Here is a 24,583-nt window from a genome sequence, read left to right as displayed (position 1 = left end):
GTTATGAATGACGCTATTTTAGAACCCAAGCATCGTGGCAATGTACGTGAAATTGCTGCGATTGATCTTGGCTCAAACAGCTTTCATATGATTGTTGCACGCATTGTAAACGGCTCAATCCAAGTGCTTTCGCGCTTAAAACAAAAAGTTAAACTCGCGGAAGGTTTAGACGAAAATGCTGTGCTTAATCAAGAGGCTATCACGCGTGGCGTGAATTGCTTAGCCTTATTTGCTGAACGTTTACAAGGTTTTTCCGTTGAAAATGTCAATGTAGTTGGCACTTATACCTTACGCAGAGCCATCAATAATGATGAATTTTTACGTCAAGCAGCCAAAGTTTTCCCCTATCCCATTGATATTATTAGTGGGCAAACGGAAGCTAAAACCATCTACGCAGGCGTATGCCATACTCAACCAGAAAAAGGCCGTAAGCTCGTTGTGGATATTGGTGGTGGTTCGACAGAAATGATCATCGGCGATGATTTCACGCCGCTTATGGCTGAAAGCCGCCACATGGGATGTGTGAGTTTTGCGACTCAATTTTTTACCGATGGCGTCATTTCCCCAGAAAACTTTCAACGCGCGCGTCAAAGTGCGGTCAATAAAATCGAAGATTTAGGCTTTGAATATCGCAAATTAGGTTGGCAATCTGTGCTAGGTTCATCGGGGACGATTAAAACTGTAGCGCAAGTCATTTCGACTAATCTTGATCCAAATGGAACCATTACAGCCGAGCGATTAAATGCTTTAATTGAGCAAACGCTACAAGCGAAGCATTTTACTGAGCTAAATATTAACGGTTTAAACCAAGACCGCATAGATGTTTTTGTACCGGGTTTAGCGATTTTAAGTGCGGTATTTGAAGTCTTTCATATTCAACAAATGCGCTATTCTGACGGTGCATTGCGTGAAGGCGTCATTTATAGCCTAGAGAAAAACTTTCAAGTAGCAGATATTCGAGCGCGCACAGCTTGGGGATTAAGTGAACAATTCAATATTGACCAAGCCCAAGCTCATCGCGTTGCGGATAGTGCAAATTTACTCAGCACGCAATATCAAAATTGGCAATCGACAGAATTTATTGAAGAAATGCGCGAAATCCTGCTTTGGGCAGCGCGCTTGCATGAAGTAGGCATTGTGATTAATCACAAAGGTTTACAAAAACATTCTGCTTACATTTTACAAAATATGGAATTACCAGGTTTTGATCGTGAACAGCAACGTTTGCTTACCGCGTTAGTACGTTGGCATATTGGCACGATTAAACCTGCTGAATTTTTTAAATTTGCACGTTATAGCGAGCAAGATGTGATGGCTTTAATGCGATTGCTTCGTCTTGCGGTTATTTTCAATAAATCCCGTCAAGCAACAGAAACAGCAAAAAATTTCACCCTTGAAATGCACCGCACTTTGAATGATTGGACATTGAATTTTGAAAGCGGATACTTAGACCGTAACCCGTTAATTTGGAATGAATTGCGAGCTGAAAGTAATCTTCTGAAAGAGTTTGAAAGCAGTTTAGTTTTTTATTAATTATCTTTCTGCTCAATGTTTTTGAGCGAAAAATTTAGGGCAAGCAAAATACTTGCCCTATTTTTATAATTTGACGGTCTGAAATAATGCTTTTATTTCATCCAATGATAATAATCTAAATGAACCGTTTGCTAATCCATCAATAGATAATGAGCCCTGACTTACTCTCACTAATCGTAAAGTGGGGAAACCAATATGCGCAGTCATTCTCCGCACTTGGCGGTTGCGCCCTTCACTAATCTTAATTTCTAACCAGCTTGTGGGAATATTTTTCCGTTCTCGGATAGGTGGATTGCGTTCCCATAAATCTGGCTCTGAAATTAACCGCACTTGAGCCTGTTTAGTCATACCATCTTTGAGTTCTACACCCTTTCTGAGTTGTGCTAAATCGGTTTCTTCAGGGATACCTTCCACTTGCACCCAATAGGTTTTTTCTGTTTTAAATTTTGGATCTGCCAAACGATGTTGTAATTCGCCATTATTGGTTAAAATCAGTAACCCTTCACTGTCTCTATCTAATCGACCTGCAGCATAAACATTTGGAATTGAGATAAAATCTTTTAAAGTGGCGCGCCCTTGTTCGTCGGTAAATTGCGTGAGTACATCAAAAGGTTTATTGAATAACACAGCTTTGGTTTCATCCAATGACAGCGTTTTAGGTTTTGATTTTGGCTTAAAAGTGCGGTGAAAATTAACCGCACTTTTTCCTTTAGACGGCAATTTTCCTGCCGAAAAATTTTTCTTCATTGAATTAGATTTCTATTTTGAAAGATTTGTAACATCATAACAAAACTTCAGCCTGTAGTAATGATGATTACTTGAGTGAACCTGAAAAACTAAAAAGGCTAAGCCAGTAAAAACTGAGCTTAGCCCCCAAACTAAATTTTTAGAATCAATATTTAAATCGATCTTTTTAATGGAAAATTATTTACCATCCCAAGCTTGTACTGCATCTAAACGAGCTTTGATTTGGCCTTGTGTATCTTTTTTGAAATACCCTTCAGCTAAACCGCCTTCCCAGCCACCGTAGTTTGCGTTAGGTAACATGATGAAAGTTTTACCAAATTTGCCTTGGTTTTGATCAACGAATGCACGGCGGTCAGCGTTTAATTTGCCATATACGGTATTACCGAAGTCATCTAAGTTATCGCCTACATAAAGTACGATTTCATAGCCTTGTTTTTCAATTTCTGCAAAACGAGCCGCTTTAGCTGATTTGTCTTTTTTCAAATAAAATGCAGATTCTTCCACGCCATTGAAACCTAAGCGTTTCATATCATCAATAGTGCCTGCTTTTTCAGAGCTGTCTTTGCGGTTTGTTACGTAGAACACTTTACCTTTGTGGCTGTTTACATAATTATTAAATTCTACCGCACCCGGAACGGCACGAGATTGACGTGCGTCTACCCAACGAGTCCAATCTTTACCATCGAATGGTTTGTTATTTTGAACTTGCCAGCCAGCATAAGGGCTGTTGTCTAACATAGTTTCATCTAAATCAGCCACAACCGCTTTTTTCTTACCTTTTGCCACTTTTGCGTGATCAAATGCAACTTTTGCCGCATTGTACGCTTGATAAGCTAATGCTTTATATTCGCCAGAATCTTGCATCCAGTTTAAGCCAAGAACAGCTTGTTGTTGTAATTGCATATTTGCTTGTTCTTCTGATTTCATTTGGTGTGCACCACAGCCAGCTAAGACAAGAGCAGAAAGAGCCGTAAGTGCGGTCATTTTTAACGTTGTTTTCATATTATGTTCCTATTCATTAAGGATATAGTAAGTCTTTCTGAAAAACACTTTTCAATTGAAAAGATAATTTCATCATAGACGGCATTAATAACCGTAAGTAAACTTACCTACGGTTATAATAGAAATTATTTTATTCCTTTTAAGAATTCCACGCAAGTATCTGGGAAATCAGTAAATACACCTGTTACCCCTGATTTATTCAATAAGGCATCATACATTTGATTTACGTCTGTGAAAAACGCGGGTAGTGCATCTTTACGCAAAATTTAAACTAAGGTGCAATTATGAGCGAAAAATATGTGGTAACTTGGGATATGTTTCAAATGCATGCCCGAAAATTATCAGAACGTTTACTTCCAGCTTCTCAATGGAAAGGTATTATTGCGGTGAGTCGCGGTGGTTTATTTCCAGCGGCTGTATTGGCTCGTGAATTGGGTCTTCGTCATATTGAAACCGTTTGTATCGCAAGTTATCACGATCATAACAACCAGGGAGAACTACAAGTTCTTCATGCAGCCCAAGTGCCAAATGGTGGCGAAGGATTTATCGTGGTAGATGATTTAGTTGATACGGGTAATACTGCGCGTGCGATTCGTCAAATGTACCCTAATGCAAAATTTGTCACTGTATTTGCAAAACCTGCAGGTGCGGAATTAGTGGATGATTACGTAATTGATATTCCACAAAATACTTGGATTGAGCAACCTTGGGATTTAGGTTTAACCTTTGTTCCACCTCTCTCTAGAAAATAATTTTTATACAGATACAGAATAAAAGAGCGGTCAAAATAAAAGAAGTTTTGACCGCTCTTTTTGTATGAGAATTAATTTATAAATTATTCTTCATCTTCTTTTGCCCATTCTAATGAGCGTTTAACTGCTTTTTTCCAGCCTTTGTAGCGACGTTCACGTTTTTCATTGTCGCTGTCTGGGCTGAAAGTGCGTTCTACACGGGCTTTATCGCGAAGCTCGTCTAAATCTTTCCAGAAGCCTGTTGCTAAACCAGCAAGATAAGCTGCACCTAGAGCGGTCACTTCTTTCACAACTGGGCGCTCTACATTTACATCTAAAATGTCAGCTTGGAATTGCATTAAGAAGTTATTGTTTGTCGCACCACCATCTACACGGAGATATTGTAATCGTTCACCCGAATCTGATTGCATAGCCTCTAAGACATCACGGGTTTGGTAAGCAATAGATTGTAAGGTTGCTCGAACAATATGATTACAGTTTGCACCGCGAGAAAGACCAAAAATCGCACCGCGCGCATATGGATCCCAATATGGTGCACCTAAGCCTGTGAAAGCTGGAACAACATATACGCCATTACTATCAGTCACTTTTTGTGCAAAGTATTCAGAGTCAAAACTATCGTGAACAATTTTGAGTTCATCACGGAGCCATTGGATTGATGCACCTGCGATAAATACTGAACCTTCTAAGGCATATTCTGGTTCGCCTTTTGCATTACAAGCAATGGTTGTGAGTAGTCCATTTTTGGATGTAATAGCTTTGTTACCCGTGTGGAGTAACATAAAGCAACCTGTGCCGTAAGTGTTTTTGGCTTGGCCTGCATGTACGCAAAGATGTCCGTAAAGAGCGGCTTGTTGGTCACCAGCAATCCCTGCAACAGGAATACGCACACCACCTTTACCACCGATATTGGTTTGGCCGTAAATTTCAGAAGAATTACGTACTTCAGGTAACATTGAACGAGGAATATTCAAGATTTCAAGCATCTTGTCATCCCATTGTTTAGTATGGATGTTAAATAACATGGTACGAGATGCGTTGGTATAATCGGTTACGTGCACTCGGCCTTGAGTCAATTTCCATACAAGCCAAGTATCAACGGTACCAAATAATAATTCGCCTCGTTCAGCTTTTTCTCGTGCTCCTTCAACGTTATCCAAAATCCATTTTACTTTTGTACCAGAGAAGTAAGGGTCAACCACTAAGCCTGTGGTATTACGAATATATTCTTCATGGCCATCGGCTTTTAATTTATCGGTAATTTCTGCAGTACGGCGGCATTGCCAAACGATAGCGTTGTAAACAGGTGTACCCGTTGATTTTTCCCATACAATGGTGGTTTCACGTTGGTTGGTGATACCGATAGCAGCGATTTCATCAGATGTAATGCCCGATTTTGCAACGACTTCGTTTAAGGTTGAGCTTTGAGTTGCCCAAATTTCCATTGGGTTATGTTCTACCCAACCAGCTCGAGGGTAGATTTGGGTAAATTCACGTTGTGCAATTTCAACCACATTCGCATTATGATCTAATAATACTGCGCGAGAGCTTGTTGTGCCTTGGTCTAATGCAATGATGTATTTTTTGTCTGTCATAGTATTACTCCTTCAAATAATTATTCGCAGCCGCAATTACAAGGTAAATTGCCGCCAATTGCTTTTTTGTATAACCATGCACCAGCTAATGCGCCTAAAACAGGTGCAACCATTGGAACGATAAAATAAGGGACTTCGCGTCCGCCAGTTAAAGCGAGTTCGCCCCAGCCAGCGAGATAAGCAAAGAATTTTGGTCCGAAGTCACGTGCTGGATTCATGGCAAAACCAGTTAGTGGTCCCATAGCACCACCAATAACGGCTATCAAGATACCGATTAATAATGGGGCAAGTGGACCACGAGGTACTCCGTTTCCATCGTCAGTTAATGCCATAATTAATGCCATAAGAATTGCAGTAATCACGAATTCCACAGCAAAGGCGCCACCAATGCTTAAACTTGGATGAGGATAAGTGGAGAATGTACCCGCAAGGCTTAAACTTTCTTGTGTACCACGAACAATATTGTGGGCTGTTTCATAATCGATAAAAACATTGCGGTATAAGGCATAAACTAATGCGGCAGCAAAGAATGCGCCGAGTATTTGTGAAATGATGTAAGGAATTACTTTTTTGCCATCAAAGCAAGCAAATTTCCAAAGGGCAATGGTTACTGCAGGGTTTAAATGTGCGCCAGATAAACCCGCTGTTGCATATACTGCAAGTGCAACGCCCATCCCCCACATAATGCTGATTTCCCACAAGCCAAAACTAGCGCCTGCTACTTTTAGTGCTGCAACGCAGCCCACACCAAAGAAAATCAATAAGGCTGTACCTAAAAACTCGCCAATACAGTTCGCTTTTAATGATTTATCCATAGATCACTCCTTAGAAGTGCGGTTGAAATGAAGAGTGTTTTCCCTAAGTAAAGGGGAAGAATTTATTAAAAAAGAATACGGAGTGTTTTGAAATAGCCTCCTTATTTGAATTCTAGGTTAGAACACCTAGATTGATTATGATGTTACTCTGTTAGAGTAGATTTTTAGTTTCTACGATATAGAAACCTAGTTAACCGTGGGTATGTTTACCTACGGTTATAATAGAAATTATTTTATTCCTTTTAAGAATTCCACGCCAGTATCTGGGAAATCAGTAAATACACCTGTTGCCCCTGATTTATTCAATAAGGCATCATACATTTGATTTACGTCTGTGAAAAACGCAGGTAGTGCATCTTTACGCACGGTGTAAGGATGCACTTCCACATTATATTGTGCAAGTTCTTTTACCAACGGAGTGTACACAATATTATCAGGTTTGGATTCTTCTTTATTAACTAACATATACCAACCTGGGCCAACACCATCGGCATATTTAACCACTTCTGCCATTGCACCAGGTTTAAACATCCAATCGTAATTATAGTTTACCCAATAACCCTTTGGGTCTTTTTCTTGTGTTTCTTTCCAATCTGTATAAGCAATTAATTGAACTAATTTCAAATCCATTCCCATTTGTGGAAGTAATTCCGTTTTGATACGTTTTAATTCATTAAAATCGAAAGTTTGTAAGTAAACCATATCGGTTTTCTTATCATAGCCATATTTTTTTAACACTTTGAGCGTTTCAGCAGCAATATCTTTACCATTTTGATGGTGGAACCAAGGTGCTTTGATTTCTGGATAAATCCCTACTTTTTTGCCCGTCGATTTTTCTAAACCTTGAATAAATTCAATTTCATCTTCAAAGGTGTGAATACGGAAATGGGATTGCCAAAGGGGGAAACGATTAGGATAAACTTGTGCTTGTTTGCCATCTTTGGTTTCAAAGTTTTCTGTCATTTCTAAACTTTGAATTTCTTTTAAGGTAAAGTCGATAACATAGTAACGACCATCTTTACGGTGACGATGTGGGAATTTTTTCGCAACATCAGTCAAGCCATCTAAAAAGTGATCGTGAATAACCACTAAACGACCATCTTTAGTCATTGCTAAATCTTGCTCTAAGTAATCAGCGTGCTGTGCAAACGCAAGTGCTTTAGATTCTAACGTATGCTCTGGTAAATAACCGCTAGCACCACGGTGAGCAATGATGATTTTGTCAGATTTCATTTGGGTATTTGCCATGCTTGATGAATGGCTGCTACAACCTGCAAGTACGCCAGTTGCTAATAAAGAAAGTGCTAAAGTTTTAAGTTTCATAAGTATTTTCTCCTTGAGAGTGCGGTAAATTTTTATGAGGTTTTTAGATTTTAGTTACAAAAAAGGCGACTAAGCAATTTGCCCACCGCCTTTTTTAAGCTAATTATTTAGTACCGTAAGTATCGCCTAATTTCGCTTTGTGTTTTCCTTCTTCAACCATTACGATTAAGAGTAATAACACTGCTAATACACCACCGCCGATCATGACGAAGAAACCACCGTCCCATCCATAATGTTGAGCAGCCCAACCGATAACTGCTGATGCAGAAACTGTACCACCTAAGTAACCGAATAAACCGGTGAAACCTGCTGCAGTACCTGCTGCTTTTTTCGGTGCTAACTCAAGCGCATGTAAACCGATTAACATTACAGGACCATAGATTAAGAAACCGATTAAAGTCATTAATACGAAGTCAGTTAATTGGTATGGGTTTTGATACCATGTGCTGTAGTTCGCTAATTCAGCTTCTGGTGTCGCAGGATTCATCCAGTATGCAACAACTGCTGCAGTGGTTAAGATCATGAAGATGAAACCAGTTAAACCACGTTTACCTTTGAATACTTTATCTGATACCCAACCACATAATAACGTACCTGGAACCGCTGCTAATTCATAGATTGTGTATGCCCATGCAGTACCTTTGATGTTGAAGTGTTTTACTTCACTTAAGTAAACCGGAGACCATTTTAATACGCCATAGCGAATTAAATATACAAATACGTTAGCCAGTGCGATGTACCATAACAATTTGTTTTTTAATACATAAGTGACAAAGATTTCTTTTGCAGTTAAATCGTTTTCATAAGTTTTTTCGTTATAGTCATCTGGGTAATCATTACGCCATTTTTCGATTGATGGTAAACCACAAGATTGTGGCGTATCACGCATCACGAAATACACAGGAATTGCACAGATCATTGCAGCAATGCCTGGGAAGTATAATGATTGTTGCCAAACATCTTTCGCCTGCGCTTCAATACCGTGAGTGCTGAAGAAAATTGCACTTGCTAATAGCACCATCGCACCCGGCACCATACCACCGATATTGTGCGCAGTATTCCAAATTGACACGATAGTACCGCGTTCAGATTTAGACCACCAATGCACCATAGTACGACCACATGGAGGCCAACCCATACCTTGGAACCAACCATTTAAGAAGATCATTACCCACATAATGGCAATGCCTGAAGTTGCCCATGGGAATAGACCCATTAAGGTCATACATAAACCAGAGAGCAATAAACCAAACGGTAAGAATACACGAGGGTTAGAACGGTCAGACATACCTGCCATAACGAATTTTGATAAACCGTAAGCAAGACCAGCCGCTGATCCGATAACACCTAGTTCCGCTTTTGAGTACAAGCCAGCTTGAATTAAACCTGGTTGTGCTAAGTCAAAGTTTGCACGCACAAAATAATATGCAGCATAACCGAAGAAGATCCCTGCAAACACTTGCCAACGTAAGCGTTTATACGTGGAATCAATTTTTTCCGCTGGAAGTTCCGCAATATGCGGAGCGGGTTTGAATGGTCCAAACATAATTTTTTCTCCAACTTTTTAATTATGTGTCATCTAAATTTCCCCTTTTGAAACAGTAAGGGGTTTGTGAATCATAAAAGAAAATAAAAAATAAGAAAGTAAAAAAAATCAAAAATTTGAAGTGTTTCACAAAATTTTTACACCGCTTGAGCGAATGCGAAAATTATTGTGATCAATATCACAAAATAGTTTTCTTTTACGCTCAAAATGTTGTTAATTTTGCCGCACTTCTCTACAATGATTACACTTTTTATATTATTTTTTATTACATTTTGGGAATCGGGGGTAAACAATGGGATTATCGCCTAGTATCTATAAAGATGTTGGAGATCTTTCGTCACTTAGCACTGATGTGATCATTATCGGTGGTGGCGCAACAGGAGCAGGTATTGCGCGCGATTGCGCACTTCGTGGCATTGATTGTATTTTATTGGAACGTCGAGATATTGCGACAGGCGCCACAGGACGTAACCACGGATTATTACACAGTGGTGCGCGTTACGCCGTGAACGACCAAGAATCTGCTGAAGAATGTATTAAAGAAAACCGCATTTTGCGCAAAATTGCACGTCATTGCGTAGATGAAACGGAAGGCTTATTTATCACTTTGCCTGAAGATTCGCTCGACTATCAAAAAACCTTCCTTGAGAGCTGTGCAAAATCTGGAATTGATGCGCAAGCCATTGATCCTGAACTAGCTAAAATTATGGAACCTTCAGTAAACCCTGATTTAGTGGGCGCTGTTGTTGTGCCAGATGGTTCTATTGACCCATTCCGTTTAACCGCCTCTAATATGATGGATGCGACAGAAAACGGTGCAAAAATGTTCACTTATTGCGAAGTAAAAAATTTGATTCGTGAAGGTGGAAAAGTGATTGGCGTAAATGTGTACGATCACAAAAATCGCAGAGAACGCCAATTTTTTGCACCGCTTGTTGTAAATGCTAGTGGTATTTGGGGACAAGGGATTGCGGAATATGCCGATCTCAAAATTAAAATGTTCCCTGCAAAAGGCGCATTGCTCGTAATGGGCCATCGCATTAATAAACTTGTGATTAACCGCTGCCGTAAACCTGCTGATGCGGATATTCTCGTACCTGGCGATACAATTTGTGTTATAGGAACAACATCTAGCCGCATTCCTTATGATCAAATTGATAATATGGAAGTAACGCCAGAGGAAGTGGATATTCTTTTCCGTGAGGGAGAAAAACTTGCACCGAGCTTACGTCATACTCGCGTATTACGTGCTTATGCTGGGGTGCGACCATTAGTTGCGAGTGATGATGATCCATCAGGTCGAAATGTGAGCCGTGGTATTGTACTACTTGACCACGCAGAGCGTGATGGCTTAGATGGCTTTATTACAATCACTGGCGGTAAGTTAATGACTTATCGTTTAATGGCTGAATGGGCGACTGACCTTGTTTGTAAAAAACTCAATAAAACGGCTCGTTGTGTTACTGCTGAACAGGCTCTACCAGGTTCGACTGAAAGCCGCCAAGAAACTAATCAAAAAGTTATTTCATTACCAAGTACTATTCGTTATTCTGCCGTATATCGTCACGGTTCACGGGCTACTCGTTTGCTTGAAAAAGAACGTTTAGATCGTTCAATGGTTTGCGAATGTGAAGCGGTAACAGCGGGGGAAGTTCGTTACGCTGTTGATGAACTGGATGTAAATAATCTCGTCGATTTACGTCGTCGCTCCCGAGTTGGAATGGGAACTTGTCAAGCTGAACTCTGTGCTTGTCGTGCTGCAGGACTAATGAATCGTTTTGAAGTGGCAACACCACGTCAATCAACCACTCAACTTTCTGCTTTTATGGAAGAACGCTGGCGTGGTATTGAACCAATTGCTTGGGGGGAAGCTATTCGCGAAGCCGAATTTACTTCTTGGATGTATGGTAGCGTATTAGGTTTAAATGATGTGAAACCGCTTGATGAACAAGCACAACAAGGGACGGATAGCAATGAATTTTGATGTAGCCATTATTGGCGGTGGTTTGGCGGGTTTAACCTGTGGCATCGCCCTTCAACAATGCGGTAAACGTTGCGTGATTATCAACAACGGTCAAGCAGCCATTGATTTTGCATCTGGCTCTTTAGATTTATTAAGCCGTATGCCATCAACGACATATGGGGAAAGTCGCGCGGTAGAAAATTTAAAAGAAAATATCACCGCACTTCGTAATGAATTACCTGCCCACCCTTATAGTTTATTGGGTGCTGAGAAAGTGCTTGCTAAAGCACAAGATTTTGAACGTTTAGCCAATGAATTACATCTTGATTTAATTGGTTCTACGGAAAAGAACCATTGGCGTGTAACAGGCTTAGGCAGTTTACGCGGTGCGTGGCTTTCGCCAAATAGCGTGCCAACTGTGCAAGGCAATGAACTTTTTCCGCATAAACGTATTGCGGTGCTTGGTATTGAAGGTTATCACGATTTTCAACCTCAACTTTTAGCGGCAAATTTGGTGTTAAATCCACAATTTGAATATTGTGAAGTAACAAGTGGTTTCTTGAATATTCCACAATTAGACGAGCTTCGTAAAAATGCCCGAGAATTCCGTAGTGTGAATATCTCTCAACTTCTAGAACACAAACTCGCTTTTAAAGATTTAGTGAAAGAAATCATAGAATCATCGCAAGGTGCAGAAGCGGTATTTTTACCTGCTTGCTTTGGTTTAGAAAACCAAGAATTTATGACCGCACTTCGTGATGCAACTAAACTTGCATTATTTGAATTACCAACGCTGCCACCATCATTGCTCGGTATGCGCCAACGTATTCAATTACGCCATAAATTTGAATCCCTTGGTGGTTTAATGATTAATGGCGACAGTGCATTGAATGCAACATTTGAAGGAAATAAAGTACGTTGTATCAATACTCGTTTACTCGAAGATGAAGAAATTACTGCAGATAATTTCGTACTAGCTTCAGGAAGTTTCTTCAGTAAAGGGCTTATTTCCGAATTTGATAAAATTTATGAACCTGTTTTTGAATCCGATATTATCGGTGTTGAAGGTTTCAACCAGAAAGATCGTTTCACTTGGACTGTTCATCGCTTTGCACATCCACAACCTTATCAATCAGCAGGCGTAGCAATTAATGCTCAATGCCAAGTGCAAAAGTGCGGTCAATTTTTAACGAATTTATATGCCGTCGGTAATGTGATTGGTGGTTTTAATGCCCTTGAGCTTGGTTGTGGTTCGGGTGTCGCAGTTGTAACTGCCTTGGCAGTGGCAGATGAAATCTTAGCGAAATAAGGGGGAATAATATGGATAATAATATTCAACGACTCATTGATAGTGCAAAACAATCCCTTAATTCGCCTGAAAGCCATAAATATATCGACGAAAGTTTTGAAAGCTGTATTAAATGTACGGCTTGTACTGCTGTTTGTCCGGTTTCACGCAACAATCCGCTTTATCCAGGGCCAAAACAATCAGGGCCTGATGGCGAGCGTTTACGCTTAAAATCTGCTGAACTTTATGATGAAGCACTTAAATATTGCACCAACTGTAAACGTTGTGAAGTGGCGTGTCCGTCTGATGTGAAAATTGGCGATTTAATTGTACGTGCGCGTAATAATCACTTAGCGCAGTCTAAAAAACCGTTAATGAATAAATTGCGTGATGCGATTTTAAGTAACACAGATGTAATGGGTAAAATTAATACTCCACTTGCTCCCATTGTGAACACCATTACGGGTCTGAAAGCCACTAAATTTATGTTGGAAAAAACACTTAAAATCAGTAAAGAACGTACTTTACCTAAATATGCGTTTGGTACATTCCGTAGCTGGTATATGAAAAATGCGTTACAAGACCAACAAAAATTTGAGCGAAAAGTAGCATATTTCCACGGTTGTTATGTTAATTATAATAATCCACAGCTTGGCAAAGAATTTCTTAAAGTGTTCAATGCAATGAACATTGGGGTAATGTTATTAGAAAAAGAAAAATGCTGTGGCTTACCATTAATGGTAAACGGTTTTCCTAATCGCGCTCGTAATATTGCACAATTCAATACCGATTATATAGGAAAAATGGTAGATGAAAATGGAATAGATGTGATTAGTGAGGCATCAAGTTGCTCGCTTAATTTACGCGACGAATATCATCATATTTTAGGTATCGATAACGCCAAAGTCCGTCCGCATATCCATATGGTAACCCCATTTTTATATCAGCTTTTCAAAGAGGGTAAAACATTACCGTTGAAACCACTCAAACTCCGAGTGGCTTATCACACTGCTTGTCACGTAGATAAGGCGGGCTGGGCACCTTATACTTTGGAAGTGTTGAAAAAAATTCCTGGTTTAGAAATCATTATGTTACCTAGCCAATGCTGTGGTATTGCGGGGACTTACGGTTTTAAATCAGAAAACTATGAAATTTCACAATCTATTGGTAAAAATCTATTCGATAATATTAACGAGGGTGGATTTGATTACGTTATATCTGAATGTCAAACCTGTAAATGGCAAATTGATATGTCATCTAACGTGACCTGTATTCATCCATTAACTTTACTTTGTATGTCGATGGATGCTTAAATAAGAAAAATGCACGTTGTAATTAACGTGCATTTTTATGATTAATTTTATCTATGAAAAAACCGACTTTATATTGATAAAGTCGGTTTTTAATTCAGTTCAATTTAACATTAACCTGCAACAGCAATACGTTTCATATCTGTCATATAACCACGTAATTCTTGACCGATTAATTCAACAGGGTGGTTACGAATTGCATCGTTTACATCGCGTAAGGTAATGTTATCGATTTCCGCTGCTGGAGTTGGCTCGCCCAAGTCACCTTTTTGAAGGTTAGGGATAATTTCTTTTGCAAGAATTGGGGTTGCTACGTTAGAGAATAAATAGTTACCATATTCTGCGGTATCTGAAATTACTACGTTCATTTCGTATAAGCGTTTACGTGCGATGGTGTTCGCAATTAATGGTAATTCATGAAGTGATTCATAGTAAGCTGATTCTTCATAAATACCGCTTGCAACCATCGCATCAAAGGCTAATTCTACACCAGCTTTAACCATTGCAATCATTAATACACCGTTATCAAAGTATTCTTGTTCGCTAATTTTGCCATCATATTTTGGTGCATTTTCAAAGGCGGTTTTACCTGTTGCTTCACGCCATGCGAATAAATCTTTATCGCCATTTGCCCAGTCTGCCATCATGGTTGCAGAGAAGTGACCGCTGACGATGTCATCCATGTGTTTGTAATATAAGAAACCAAGGCTTTCTTTGATTTGTTCAGCTAGTTCAAATGCACGTAATTTTGCACTGTTTGATAGGCGATCCATCATTAATGTGATACCACCTTGTTTTAACGCTTCGGTAATGGTTTCCCAACCGTATTGGATTAATTTACCTGCGTATGCAGGATCTTTACCGTCTGCCACTAATTTGTCATAACATACGATAGAACCTGCTTGTAACATACCGCAAAGGATAGTTTGCTCACCCATTAAGTCGGATTTTACTTCTGCCACGAATGAAGATTCTAAAACACCTGCTTTATGACCGCCAGTTGCAGCAGCCCATGCTTTTGCGATCGCCATACCTTCGCCTTTCGGGTCATTTTCAGGGTGAACCGCAATTAATGTTGGCACACCGAAACCACGTTTGTATTCTTCACGTACTTCAGTACCCGGGCATTTTGGTGCAACCATCACAACAGTAATGTCTTTACGAATTTCTTCGCCTACTTCAACAATGTTGAAACCGTGTGAATAACCAAATGCAGAGTCTTTTTTCATTAAAGGCATCACATCAACAACTACTTTAGAGTGCTGTTTGTCTGGCGTTAAGTTTACGACTAAATCTGCAGTTGGAATTAATTCTTCATAAGTACCCACTTTAAAACCATTTTCGGTTGCACGTTGGAATGACGCACGTTTTTCTGCAATTGCTTCAGGGCGTAAGGCATAGCTAATATCTAAGCCAGAATCACGCATATTCAAACCTTGGTTTAAACCTTGTGCACCACAGCCCACGATAACGATTTTTTTGCCTTTTAAGAAGTTTGCTTCATCTGCAAATTCTTCGCGATCCATAAAACGACAACGACCTAATTGGTCTAATTTTTGACGTAAATTTAAAGTGTTGAAATAGTTAGCCATTTTTTGTCCTTAATTGTGTAAGGTTGATAATTGTATGATGTTGTGTTTGCATATTTTTTTGTTGTGGTTTGATTATAGGATTTTTTATGATTGCGTAAAGTGATATTATGGGAATGTAATGTTGCGATTTGTGCAATCATGTTGTTTTTTTGTGGATTGGTATCGTATTTCGCTCGATGAGCGACCTACTTTCTTTTACTCGTGTAAAAGAAAGTAGGTCGCCATCGGCGAAACCCGAAATTAAATAAAATAAAAGAAGAAATTATGGAATTTACTGACCTACAAATATTCATTCATCTCAGTGACACAAAAAACTTTGCTAAAACCGCCACCCAAAACCACATGTCCCCCTCCACACTTTCCCGTCAAATTCAACGATTGGAAAACGAGTTAGGGAAGACACTTTTTATTCGTGATAATCGGCAAGTCAAACTTACTGAATATGGCGAGAAATTTTTGCAATTTGCTAAAACAGAATGGCAAAACTGGCAACAATTTAAACAACAACTTCAAGATGAATCCGATGAACTTTGCGGTGAAATTAAACTTTTTTGCTCTGTAACCGCATCCTATAGCCATCTTCCACAGGTGCTTAAACAGTTTCGCCAGCGTTATCCTAAAGTGGAAATTCAACTGACTACGGGTGATCCAGCGTTAGCACTAGAGTTAATTCAAGCACAACAAGTCGATCTCGCACTTGCGGGCAAACCGAATAATCTGCCGTCTAGTGTAGTGTTTCATAAAATAGATGATATTAGTTTGTCCCTAATTGCCCCACGGGTGGCTTGTTTGGCGACACAATTACTGCAAGAAAAACCAATTGATTGGCAGCAAATGCCTTTTATTTTCCCTGTTGAAGGACACGCTCGGCAGCGGATTGAACAATGGCTACGAGAGAAACAAATTAAACATCCGAAAATTTATGCCACTGTTGCGGGGCACGAAGGAATTGTGCCGATGGTGGGATTAGGATTTGGATTAGCAATGTTACCTGATGCAGTAATTGACAGCAGCCCAATGAATAACCAAATTTCCAAACTCAATCTTGATAAGCCTATTGAGCCTTTTGAATTAGGTATTTGCACCCAAAAAAGAAATCTCGAACAGCCCCTAGTCCGTGCATTTTGGGCGATGTTAGAATAGAATAAATAATGGTTTAAAATAAGGATTTCTTATGTTTAAAGGTATTCTCGTTTCATTATTAGCCTCTTTTCTATTTGGCTATATGTATTATTTTTCTACGTTACTCAAACCTTTGAGTGGTACAGATATTTTCGGTTATCGGATGATATTTACTTTTCCTTTTGTCCTGTTGTCCGTCACATTATTTAAACAAAAAGCGGCTTTAATTGAACGTTTAAAACGCATTCAAAAACGACCGCACTTAGCATTGTCATATTTACTTTGCGGATTATTAATGGGCTTTCAAATGTGGCTTTTTCTTTGGGCTCCGAATAATGGCAGTTCATTAAGTGTATCTTTTGGTTATCTACTTTTACCAATTGTAATGGTGGCAGCAGGTCGCGTGTTTTTTAAAGAACGCATTTCAACATTCAAATTTATTGCAGTTATCATTGCAACATTAGGCGTAATTTCTAATATTGTGTTAAAAGGCGGTCTTTCTTGGGAAGCCATTGTTATCTGTTTAGGTTACACCGCGTATTTTTCTATCCGAAAAGCGTTAAAAAATACCGATCTTGCTTCCTTTTGTTTAGAAATGTTAAGCCTTATTCCTGTCAGTATTTATTTTGCTTTACAAACAGATTTCGCGACAGTACAAAAAACCAATCCGTTTATTTGGGGGTTGCTTGTATTGCTAGGATTAATCAGCGGTACTGCGTTAATTGCCTATGTAATAGCCAGTAATATGCTTCCTATGAGTTTACTCGGTCTGCTTGGTTATGTTGAAACTATTATGATGCTATGCGTATCATTTTTGATCGGAGAACAAATTGATAGCGAAAGCTACCCACTTTTTATTTGTTTAGTCATCGCGATGATTCTTGTTATGATTGATGGCGTGTACAAACAACACGCAAAAAGAAGTTTATAAATGTCATTTAAAGAAATAATCCCACAGAAAGCTTGGGAAATGATGCAACAAGGCGCGATATTAGTCGATATTCGAGATAATATGCGCTTTGCTTATTCACATCCTAAAGGTGCTTTTCATTTAACCAACCAAAGTTTTTTGGAATTTGAAGAGTTAGCCGATTTTGACTCGCCTATTATTGTGAGTTGTTATCACGGCGTGAGTAGTCGAAATGTAGCGACTTTTCTCGTGGAACAAGGCTATGAAAATGTATTTAGTATGATTGGCGGATTTGATGGATGGTGCAGAGCAGAATTGCCGATTGATACCGCTTACTAACCCATTTCATCAAAAACATATAAGATATAAAAAAGTGCGGTAAAAATTTACCGCACTTTTGTTGTTATTCTAATTAACTGAAAATTAGTTTTTTGCTGCTGCCGCTGCTTTTACAATTACTGCAAATGCAGGAGCTTTTAATGATGCGCCACCCACTAATGCACCGTCGATGTCTGGCTGAGTAAATAATTCAGCGGCATTTGCATCATTTACAGAACCACCGTATTGGATAATCACTTGCTCTGCCACGGCTTGAGATTTGGCAGCGATGTGACCACGGATAAATGCGTGAACGGCTTGCGCCTGTGCTGGGGTCGCTGATTTACCAGTACCGATCGCCCAGATTGGTTCGTATGCGATCACTGCACCATTGAATGCTTCTACACCTAATGCGTTGATTACTGCATCAATTTGACGTGCACACACTTCTTCTGTTTTGCCTGCTTCATTTTCTGCTTCCGATTCACCGATACATAATACTGGCACTAAACCTGCTTTTTTAAGTGCGGCAAATTTTTTCGCGATAAATTCGTCGCTTTCTTTATGATAAGTGCGGCGTTCAGAGTGTCCAATAATGATATATTTTGCCCCGAAATCTTTTAACATTTCAGTTGAAATATCGCCAGTAAATGCACCTTTTACGTTCACATCAACGTTTTGTGCGCCTAATTGAACCACACTTTTACCGCCACAGCTGCAACCACAACCAGAAAGTGCTGCTTCAGCCGTACCTAAATACATAACGGGGGGGGCAATTGCTACATCACAACCTGTTACATCATGTAATTCTGCTTTTAATCCCTCGATTAATTCTTTGGTGAACGCTTTGGAACCGTTTAATTTCCAGTTACCCATAACTAAAGGACGACGTACCATTTTTGTTTCTCCATAGTTGATAAAATTAACTTGCTTACTATACCAAAATTTCACCACGATTCTTTGCAGAAGATCATAAAATTAAAAAAATTCTCATAGAAAGATGATTATCTTGTGCTAAAAAGCTACAATTACCTGTATGGAACCAATAAAAAATAACCAATTATGAAACTTTTCAAAGCTGAACAATGGAATATTGACGTGCTTCTTCCTCTTTTTGAAGCCTATCGCCAAGCCTATGGACAAGCAGAGAATCCAGAACGCACCTTGGCTTTTTTAACTAATCGTATGCGTTTTAATGAAAGCCTGTTTTTTATTGCGGTGGATGAAAATGAAAAGGCTATTGGCTTTGTGCAGCTTTTCCCTCGCCTTTCTTCTTTACAATTACAACGCTATTGGCAAATTACCGATATTTTTGTGTTAGAACATCCTCAACAAACAGAAATTTATGCGGCGTTGATTTCTAAAGCAAAAGACTTTGTACATTTTACGCAATCAAATCGTTTAGTAGCGGAATTAGCGCAAAATCAATATTCAATGTTGGAATCGGAAGGGTTTAAATTGAACCCAAAAGAACGTTTATTTGAATTGAGTCTGTAATGCTAACTGCGTTAAATCGTTATTGGGATTATTTGCGGATTGAACGCCAAATGAGCCCTCACACGCTCACCAATTATCAACATCAACTTGATGCCATCATCAAAATCTTAGCACAACAAGACATTCATGCTTGGGCACAAGTGACACCCAGCGTGGTGCGCTTTATTTTGGCGGAAAGCAAAAAACAAGGCCTAAAAGAAAAAAGCTTGGCTTTACGTTTATCCGCATTGCGTCGATTTCTCAGTTTTTTAGTGCAACAGGGAGAATTGAAAGTAAACCCTGCCACAGGTATTTCCGCACCAAAACAAGGCAAGCATTTACCGAAAAATATGGATGGCGAGCAAGTTCAACAGCTGCTTGCAAACGATAGCAAAGAGCCGATTGATATACGTGATCGTGCGATTTTGGAATTAATGTATAGTTCAGGTTTACGTTTATCTGAATTACAAGGCTTAGATTTAAACAGCATTAATACCCGAGTGCGGGAAGTGCGCGTTATCGGGAAAGGCAAAAAAGAGCGTGTAGTGCCGTTTGGGCGTTATGCTTCGCATGCCATTCAGGAATGGTTAAAAGTGCGGTCGTTATTTAACCCAAAAGATGAGGCGTTATTTGTTAGCCAGCTTGGAAATCGCATTTCTCATCGAGCCATTCAAAAACGTTTGGAAACCTGGGGCATTCGCCAAGGCTTAAATATCCACCTCAATCCGCACAAACTGCGTCATTCCTTTGCGACGCATATGTTGGAAGCTAGTTCTGATTTGCGTGCGGTACAAGAATTGCTCGGGCATAGTAACCTTTCCACCACACAAATTTATACCCACTTAAATTTTCAACATTTAGCGGAAGTGTATGATCAAACACACCCAAGAGCAAAAAGGAAGAAATAAAAAGTGTTATATAAAAAGAGAAACTATTAAATGATGAAAGATTAGAGTGTGTCAATGAGACGTAAAGTGAGGATTGCTGAATATTGGAAATGAATTGTGTAAGTTTGGTAATAGTGAAAGCTCTATTTTTTAGCGTCATTTATATAATGTATTTATGAATTTCCTTTTTGAAGAGTTTATATTTTGTGTGATAAGCAAAGTTTTCCGTGTTGAGATGGTTGGGGATAGTATTTTTGGAAAAATAGGAAGTATGTTTGAACATAAATCTTATTGTTTTATTTTGAATGCAAACGTTTGCTTTGTTCGTTATAATGCGTCCGTTTTTTTACTTTTCTTTTATACGGAACTGCAATATGACTGTCAAAACCTTTCGTGGCTCGCCTGCGCTTTCTGAATTTCGTTTAACTCAGCTTCAACAAAAATGTCAGCAATATCAATTGCCTATTACGTCAGTTTACACAGAGTATTTGCATTTTGTTGAACAAAAAACATTGCTTGTAGAAGATGAAATCGTTAAATTACAAGCATTGTTGCATTATGGATCAATGTTTTCTGAACTCAAGCCCACAGAATATTGTTTAATTGTGACTCCACGAGTGGGGACAATTTCCTCTTGGTCTTCAAAAGCGACAGACATCGCTCACAATTGTGGTTTGTCAAAGGTAAATCGTATTGAACGTGGTATAGCCTATTATTTCAATATTGAACGTAATTTAACCGAAGCAGAATTGGCTACGCTGAAAGATTTATTACACGACCGTATGTTAGAAACCGTGTTAAATCACGAAACAGAAGCAGCCTTGCTTTTCACTCAACAAGAACCTAAAGCATTAACCACCATTGATATTTTAAATGGTGGTCGTCAAGCATTAGAACAGGCGAATATTGCCTTGGGCTTGGCGTTGGCAGATGATGAGATGGACTATCTAGTCGAAAACTTCACGGCCTTAAACCGCAATCCACACGACATCGAACTTTATATGTTTGCACAAGCAAATTCGGAACATTGTCGCCATAAAATTTTTAATGCCGATTGGATTATTGATGGCAAAAAACAGGATAAATCGCTGTTTAAAATGATCAAAAATACCTTTGAGCAAACGCCTGATTTTGTGCTTTCTGCTTATAAAGATAATGCTGCAGTAATGGAAGGTTCGAAAGTTGGGCGTTGGTTTCCTGATCCAGATGGACAATATCGTGTTCATCAAGAAGATGCGCACATTTTAATGAAAGTAGAAACTCATAACCATCCCTCTGCCATTTCGCCATTTCCCGGTGCGGCAACAGGTTCGGGCGGAGAAATTCGTGATGAAGGGGCAACGGGGCGTGGAGCAAAACCCAAAGCGGGTTTAACAGGTTTCTCGGTGTCTAACCTCGCTATTCCAAACTTTGAACAATCTTGGGAAAATCCATTGTCTAAACCAAATCGCATTGCTTCAGCCTTAGAAATTATGATAGATGCGCCTTTAGGCAGTGCGGCATTTAATAATGAATTTGGTCGTCCAGCATTATTGGGGTATTTCCGTACTTATGAAGAAACAGTAAACAGTTTTGCTGGTAAAGAAGTGCGTGGTTATCACAAGCCGATTATGTTGGCGGGCGGAATCGGTAATATTCGTGGCGAACAGGTTCAAAAAGGCGAAATTCCAGTTGGAGCTAAATTGATTGTGCTGGGTGGGGCAGCGATGAATATCGGTTTGGGCGGTGGCGCTGCTTCTTCGATGAATAGTGGAAAATCAAAAGAAGATTTAGATTTTGCTTCTGTTCAACGTGAAAATCCAGAAATGGAACGCCGTTGCCAAGAAGTTATTGACCGCTGTTGGCAATTAGGGGAAGAAAATCCAATCCTGTTTATTCACGATGTGGGGGCGGGTGGTTTATCTAATGCAATGCCTGAATTGGTACACGATGGCAAGCGTGGAGGAAAATTTGATCTGCGTTCTATTCTTTGTGATGAAAAAGGTATGTCGCCATTGGAAATTTGGTGTAACGAATCGCAAGAACGTTATGTATTAGCGGTTGCGCCAGAAAAACTCGAATTATTTACCGCACTTTGTGAGCGTGAACGAGCCCCTTTTGCAGTGATTGGCGAAGCAACACAAGCAGAACATTTAATCTTGCACGATAGTCATTTCGATAATAATCCAATTGATTTACCAATGAATGTGTTATTAGGTAAAACGCCTAAAATGACACGTGAGGTTTCCTCAAAAACGGTGGAAAATCAACCGATTACAACGGAAAATATTCAATTAAAAGAAGCATTCCATCGTGTATTACGTTTACCTGTTGTCGCAGAAAAAACTTTCTTAATTACTATTGGTGATCGCTCGGTAACAGGAATGGTAGCCCGTGATCAAATGGTGGGGCCTTGGCAAATTCCTGTATCTGATGTGGCAGTTACTACAGCTTCATTAGATAGCTATCACGGTGAAGCAATGGCAATGGGCGAACGCTCTCCAGTTGCCTTGCTAGATTTCGCGGCTTCTGCTCGTTTAGCGGTGGCGGAGGCGATTACTAACATTGCAGGCACCCATATTGGCGAGATGAAACGTATTAAACTTTCTGCTAACTGGATGAGTGCAGCAGGTCACACAGGCGAAGATGCAGGACTTTATGAAGCAGTAAAAGCTGTGGGCGAAGAACTTTGTCCTGCGTTAGGCTTAACTATTCCTGTGGGTAAAGATTCAATGTCGATGAAAACCACTTGGATCGACAATGGCGAACAAAAATCAGTGACCGCTCCACTTTCATTAGTAATTTCCGCTTTTGCTCGTGTAGAAGATGTACGTAAAACGCTTACGCCACAACTTCGTATCGACAAAGGTTTATCGCGTTTATTATTAATTGATTTAGGCGAAGGCAATAATCGATTAGGTGCGACCGCACTTGCTCAAGTGTACAAACAGTTAGGTGACAAGCCTGCCGATGTGGTAAAGGTTCAACGCTTAAAAGATTTCTACAACGCAATGCAAATTTTAGTCGCAGAAAGAAAATTACTTGCCTATCACGACCGTTCGGACGGTGGTTTAATCACAACTCTTGCAGAAATGGCGTTTGCTGGGCATTGTGGGGTAGAAGTGGATATTTCCGCCTTAGGCAACAATGATTTAGCGGTATTATTTAACGAAGAATTGGGGGCGGTTATCCAAGTTGCTGACAGCCAATTAGAATGCGTGCGTGAAGTGTTAAATGCTCACAATTTGCTTGGCATTACCCACGAACTTGGTACGGTAACTGCTGATGATCGCTTTGAGATCAGCCGCGGCAGCCATAAATTATTCAGCGAAAAACGCTCTGAATTACGTAGTATTTGGGCGGAATTAACTTACCAAATGCAACGCTTACGCGATAATCCAGATTGTGCTGAGCAAGAATTTATGGTGAAGAAAAACCCTGACGACAAAGGTTTATCCGCATTTTTGACTTACGATGTGAACGAAGATATTACTGCACCATTTATCAATAAAGGTGTAAAACCAACCATTGCAATTTTGCGTGAACAAGGTGTAAATAGCCATTATGAAATGGCAGCAGCATTTGATCGTGCAGGCTTTAATGCAATTGACGTGCATATGTCTGATTTAATGACTGGCCGTCGCAATTTAGCTGAATTCAATGCAATGGTTGCTTGTGGCGGTTTCTCTTACGGGGATGTGCTTGGCGCAGGGGGTGGTTGGGCAAAATCCATCTTATTTAACCCGAAATTACACGAGCAATTCAGCCAGTTTTTTATCAATCCAAACACACTGACCTTAGGTGTATGTAATGGTTGTCAAATGATCTCTAACTTGGCGGAAATTATCCCAGGTACAGAAAACTGGCCGCATTTTGTACGCAACAAATCTGAACGCTTTGAAGCTCGTGTGAGTTTAGTGAAAATTAATGAAGTGGCTTCAGTTTGGTTTGCAGGAATGGCTGGCTCACATATGCCCATTGCGGTTTCCCACGGGGAAGGGCAAGTTAAGTTTAAATCAGCTGAACAGCTTGTAGGCTTAAAAGCACAAGGCATCATTGCTGCACAATACATCGACAATAACGGTAACTCTACCGAACTATATCCTGCCAATCCGAATGGCTCTGTGGAGGGCATTACTGCAATTACAAATCTTGATGGGCGAGTTACTATTATGATGCCACACCCTGAACGCGTGTTCCGTGCTGTGAGTAACTCTTGGCACCCCGAAAACTGGACAGAAGACGGTGCGTGGATGAGATTATTCAGAAATGCAAGAATGGTATTTTAGAGAAATAAATGGACTTGAACGCTAAAAAAGTGCGGTGGAAATCTAGCAGATTTTCACTGTGTGCGTTACTTTTAAAACGGAATTTACGTATTTGTAAAATGAATAGGTAGGGGTATAATTATCTACCATAACTAAA

20 protein-coding genes and 1 pseudogene are annotated in these 24,583 nt (G+C 39.7%); 11 read left to right on the top strand and 10 right to left on the bottom strand.

Going from position 1 to position 24,583, the window contains the following annotated elements:
• The first annotated feature begins 3 nt into the window (after positions 1-3).
• Positions 4-1,533: an exopolyphosphatase gene (gene ppx / locus ACPT9C_RS01135; RefSeq protein WP_050948764.1), complete on the top strand. Its 1,530-nt coding sequence runs from the start codon at positions 4-6 to the stop codon at positions 1,531-1,533.
• Between the two features lie 63 nt (positions 1,534-1,596).
• Here ppx and ACPT9C_RS01130 read toward each other — a convergent pair whose 3' ends face one another.
• From ACPT9C_RS01130 to ACPT9C_RS01120, 3 genes and pseudogenes are all read right to left on the bottom strand, one after another.
• Positions 1,597-2,280, bottom strand: a complete 684-nt coding sequence (locus ACPT9C_RS01130) for an rRNA large subunit pseudouridine synthase E (RefSeq protein WP_048942484.1) — start codon at positions 2,278-2,280, stop codon at positions 1,597-1,599.
• Between the two features lie 177 nt (positions 2,281-2,457).
• Positions 2,458-3,282: a lipoprotein e(P4) gene (gene hel, locus ACPT9C_RS01125; protein ID WP_011272171.1), complete on the bottom strand. Its 825-nt coding sequence runs from the start codon at positions 3,280-3,282 to the stop codon at positions 2,458-2,460.
• A gap of 125 nt (positions 3,283-3,407) precedes the next feature.
• Positions 3,408-3,545 (bottom strand): annotated as a pseudogene (locus ACPT9C_RS01120) (glycerophosphodiester phosphodiesterase family protein); the annotation flags it as partial.
• 21 nt (positions 3,546-3,566) lie between these two features.
• Here ACPT9C_RS01120 and gpt point away from each other — a divergent pair.
• The gene (gpt, locus tag ACPT9C_RS01115; RefSeq protein ID WP_005632242.1) at positions 3,567-4,034 is read left to right on the top strand and encodes a xanthine phosphoribosyltransferase; all 468 of its coding nucleotides are present in this window, start codon (positions 3,567-3,569) and stop codon (positions 4,032-4,034) included.
• Between the two features lie 83 nt (positions 4,035-4,117).
• Here gpt and glpK read toward each other — a convergent pair whose 3' ends face one another.
• The 4 genes from glpK to glpT all read right to left on the bottom strand — a co-directional run bounded on the left by glpK (position 4,118) and on the right by glpT (position 9,313).
• Positions 4,118-5,629 carry a glycerol kinase GlpK gene (gene glpK / locus ACPT9C_RS01110; protein WP_050948763.1) on the bottom strand — a complete coding sequence of 504 codons (1,512 nt, stop codon included), beginning with the start codon at positions 5,627-5,629 and terminating at the stop codon, positions 4,118-4,120.
• 20 nt (positions 5,630-5,649) lie between these two features.
• Positions 5,650-6,444, bottom strand: coding sequence for an MIP/aquaporin family protein (locus ACPT9C_RS01105; protein ID WP_038440421.1), 795 nt, complete (start codon positions 6,442-6,444; stop codon positions 5,650-5,652).
• A 228-nt stretch (positions 6,445-6,672) separates the two neighbouring features.
• Positions 6,673-7,767 (bottom strand): glycerophosphodiester phosphodiesterase, encoded by a 1,095-nt coding sequence (gene glpQ, locus ACPT9C_RS01100; RefSeq protein WP_038440423.1) that lies wholly within the window; start codon positions 7,765-7,767, stop codon positions 6,673-6,675.
• Between the two features lie 103 nt (positions 7,768-7,870).
• Positions 7,871-9,313: a glycerol-3-phosphate transporter gene (gene glpT / locus ACPT9C_RS01095; RefSeq protein WP_038440425.1), complete on the bottom strand. Its 1,443-nt coding sequence runs from the start codon at positions 9,311-9,313 to the stop codon at positions 7,871-7,873.
• Positions 9,314-9,605: 292 nt separating this feature from the next.
• On the opposite strand from glpT, the gene glpA reads away from it, so the two are divergent.
• From glpA to glpC, 3 genes are read left to right on the top strand one after another with little or no spacing between them, the layout of a single operon-like run.
• Positions 9,606-11,297 carry an anaerobic glycerol-3-phosphate dehydrogenase subunit A gene (glpA, locus tag ACPT9C_RS01090; RefSeq protein ID WP_005667659.1) on the top strand — a complete coding sequence of 564 codons (1,692 nt, stop codon included), beginning with the start codon at positions 9,606-9,608 and terminating at the stop codon, positions 11,295-11,297.
• Positions 11,287-12,585, top strand: coding sequence for a glycerol-3-phosphate dehydrogenase subunit GlpB (gene glpB, locus ACPT9C_RS01085; protein ID WP_050948762.1), 1,299 nt, complete (start codon positions 11,287-11,289; stop codon positions 12,583-12,585). The genes glpA and glpB overlap by 11 nt, the downstream gene beginning before the upstream one ends.
• A gap of 11 nt (positions 12,586-12,596) precedes the next feature.
• Complete coding sequence (glpC, locus tag ACPT9C_RS01080) at positions 12,597-13,877, top strand: anaerobic glycerol-3-phosphate dehydrogenase subunit GlpC (RefSeq protein ID WP_021034657.1); 1,281 nt, start codon at positions 12,597-12,599, stop codon at positions 13,875-13,877.
• A gap of 110 nt (positions 13,878-13,987) precedes the next feature.
• Here the strand turns inward: glpC and ilvC are convergent, their stop codons facing one another.
• The gene (ilvC, locus tag ACPT9C_RS01075; protein ID WP_050948761.1) at positions 13,988-15,466 is read right to left on the bottom strand and encodes a ketol-acid reductoisomerase; all 1,479 of its coding nucleotides are present in this window, start codon (positions 15,464-15,466) and stop codon (positions 13,988-13,990) included.
• Positions 15,442-15,606: a hypothetical protein gene (locus ACPT9C_RS01070; protein ID WP_021034659.1), complete on the bottom strand. Its 165-nt coding sequence runs from the start codon at positions 15,604-15,606 to the stop codon at positions 15,442-15,444. Before ACPT9C_RS01070 ends, ilvC begins: the two co-directional genes overlap by 25 nt.
• Before the next feature lie 124 nt (positions 15,607-15,730).
• Between ACPT9C_RS01070 and ilvY the strand changes: the two genes are divergently transcribed.
• From ilvY to glpE, 3 genes are read left to right on the top strand one after another with little or no spacing between them, the layout of a single operon-like run.
• Entirely contained in the window at positions 15,731-16,609 is an 879-nt protein-coding gene (gene ilvY / locus ACPT9C_RS01065) for an HTH-type transcriptional activator IlvY (protein ID WP_050948760.1), read from the top strand.
• Positions 16,610-16,640: 31 nt separating this feature from the next.
• Positions 16,641-17,519 (top strand): EamA family transporter RarD, encoded by an 879-nt coding sequence (gene rarD / locus ACPT9C_RS01060; protein WP_050948759.1) that lies wholly within the window; start codon positions 16,641-16,643, stop codon positions 17,517-17,519.
• The gene (gene glpE / locus ACPT9C_RS01055) at positions 17,520-17,837 is read left to right on the top strand and encodes a thiosulfate sulfurtransferase GlpE (protein ID WP_050846532.1); all 318 of its coding nucleotides are present in this window, start codon (positions 17,520-17,522) and stop codon (positions 17,835-17,837) included.
• A gap of 84 nt (positions 17,838-17,921) precedes the next feature.
• Here the strand turns inward: glpE and tpiA are convergent, their stop codons facing one another.
• The gene (gene tpiA / locus ACPT9C_RS01050; RefSeq protein ID WP_050948758.1) at positions 17,922-18,713 is read right to left on the bottom strand and encodes a triose-phosphate isomerase; all 792 of its coding nucleotides are present in this window, start codon (positions 18,711-18,713) and stop codon (positions 17,922-17,924) included.
• A gap of 165 nt (positions 18,714-18,878) precedes the next feature.
• On the opposite strand from tpiA, the gene ACPT9C_RS01045 reads away from it, so the two are divergent.
• The 3 genes from ACPT9C_RS01045 to purL all read left to right on the top strand — a co-directional run bounded on the left by ACPT9C_RS01045 (position 18,879) and on the right by purL (position 24,447).
• On the top strand, positions 18,879-19,313 hold the full coding sequence (locus ACPT9C_RS01045; protein ID WP_021034664.1) for a GNAT family N-acetyltransferase: 435 nt from the start codon (positions 18,879-18,881) through the stop codon (positions 19,311-19,313).
• Positions 19,313-20,200: a tyrosine recombinase XerC gene (gene xerC, locus ACPT9C_RS01040; RefSeq protein ID WP_021034665.1), complete on the top strand. Its 888-nt coding sequence runs from the start codon at positions 19,313-19,315 to the stop codon at positions 20,198-20,200. Before ACPT9C_RS01045 ends, xerC begins: the two co-directional genes overlap by 1 nt.
• A gap of 353 nt (positions 20,201-20,553) precedes the next feature.
• Positions 20,554-24,447, top strand: coding sequence for a phosphoribosylformylglycinamidine synthase (gene purL, locus ACPT9C_RS01035; protein ID WP_050948757.1), 3,894 nt, complete (start codon positions 20,554-20,556; stop codon positions 24,445-24,447).
• Positions 24,448-24,583: the final 136 nt, after the last annotated feature.

The sequence above is a fragment of the Haemophilus sp. HN_Hi16 genome (assembly GCF_049823435.1).
Taxonomy (GTDB): Bacteria; Pseudomonadota; Gammaproteobacteria; order Enterobacterales; family Pasteurellaceae; genus Haemophilus; species Haemophilus influenzae_D.
Note: the sequence above shows the minus strand (reverse complement) of the source record. Positions and strands in the feature narration are given on the sequence as shown.

What these genes read in the sequence shown, in the direction of transcription:
- ppx (WP_050948764.1), top strand. Translation starts at nt 4, where the DNA reads ATGAATGACGCTATTTTAGAACCCAAGCATCGTGGCAATGTACGTGAA.
- ACPT9C_RS01130 (WP_048942484.1), bottom strand. Translation starts at nt 2,280, where the DNA reads ATGAAGAAAAATTTTTCGGCAGGAAAATTGCCGTCTAAAGGAAAAAGT.
- hel (WP_011272171.1), bottom strand. Translation starts at nt 3,282, where the DNA reads ATGAAAACAACGTTAAAAATGACCGCACTTACGGCTCTTTCTGCTCTT.
- gpt (WP_005632242.1), top strand. Translation starts at nt 3,567, where the DNA reads ATGAGCGAAAAATATGTGGTAACTTGGGATATGTTTCAAATGCATGCC.
- glpK (WP_050948763.1), bottom strand. Translation starts at nt 5,629, where the DNA reads ATGACAGACAAAAAATACATCATTGCATTAGACCAAGGCACAACAAGC.
- ACPT9C_RS01105 (WP_038440421.1), bottom strand. Translation starts at nt 6,444, where the DNA reads ATGGATAAATCATTAAAAGCGAACTGTATTGGCGAGTTTTTAGGTACA.
- glpQ (WP_038440423.1), bottom strand. Translation starts at nt 7,767, where the DNA reads ATGAAACTTAAAACTTTAGCACTTTCTTTATTAGCAACTGGCGTACTT.
- glpT (WP_038440425.1), bottom strand. Translation starts at nt 9,313, where the DNA reads ATGTTTGGACCATTCAAACCCGCTCCGCATATTGCGGAACTTCCAGCG.
- glpA (WP_005667659.1), top strand. Translation starts at nt 9,606, where the DNA reads ATGGGATTATCGCCTAGTATCTATAAAGATGTTGGAGATCTTTCGTCA.
- glpB (WP_050948762.1), top strand. Translation starts at nt 11,287, where the DNA reads ATGAATTTTGATGTAGCCATTATTGGCGGTGGTTTGGCGGGTTTAACC.
- glpC (WP_021034657.1), top strand. Translation starts at nt 12,597, where the DNA reads ATGGATAATAATATTCAACGACTCATTGATAGTGCAAAACAATCCCTT.
- ilvC (WP_050948761.1), bottom strand. Translation starts at nt 15,466, where the DNA reads ATGGCTAACTATTTCAACACTTTAAATTTACGTCAAAAATTAGACCAA.
- ACPT9C_RS01070 (WP_021034659.1), bottom strand. Translation starts at nt 15,606, where the DNA reads ATGATTGCACAAATCGCAACATTACATTCCCATAATATCACTTTACGC.
- ilvY (WP_050948760.1), top strand. Translation starts at nt 15,731, where the DNA reads ATGGAATTTACTGACCTACAAATATTCATTCATCTCAGTGACACAAAA.
- rarD (WP_050948759.1), top strand. Translation starts at nt 16,641, where the DNA reads ATGTTTAAAGGTATTCTCGTTTCATTATTAGCCTCTTTTCTATTTGGC.
- glpE (WP_050846532.1), top strand. Translation starts at nt 17,520, where the DNA reads ATGTCATTTAAAGAAATAATCCCACAGAAAGCTTGGGAAATGATGCAA.
- tpiA (WP_050948758.1), bottom strand. Translation starts at nt 18,713, where the DNA reads ATGGTACGTCGTCCTTTAGTTATGGGTAACTGGAAATTAAACGGTTCC.
- ACPT9C_RS01045 (WP_021034664.1), top strand. Translation starts at nt 18,879, where the DNA reads ATGAAACTTTTCAAAGCTGAACAATGGAATATTGACGTGCTTCTTCCT.
- xerC (WP_021034665.1), top strand. Translation starts at nt 19,313, where the DNA reads ATGCTAACTGCGTTAAATCGTTATTGGGATTATTTGCGGATTGAACGC.
- purL (WP_050948757.1), top strand. Translation starts at nt 20,554, where the DNA reads ATGACTGTCAAAACCTTTCGTGGCTCGCCTGCGCTTTCTGAATTTCGT.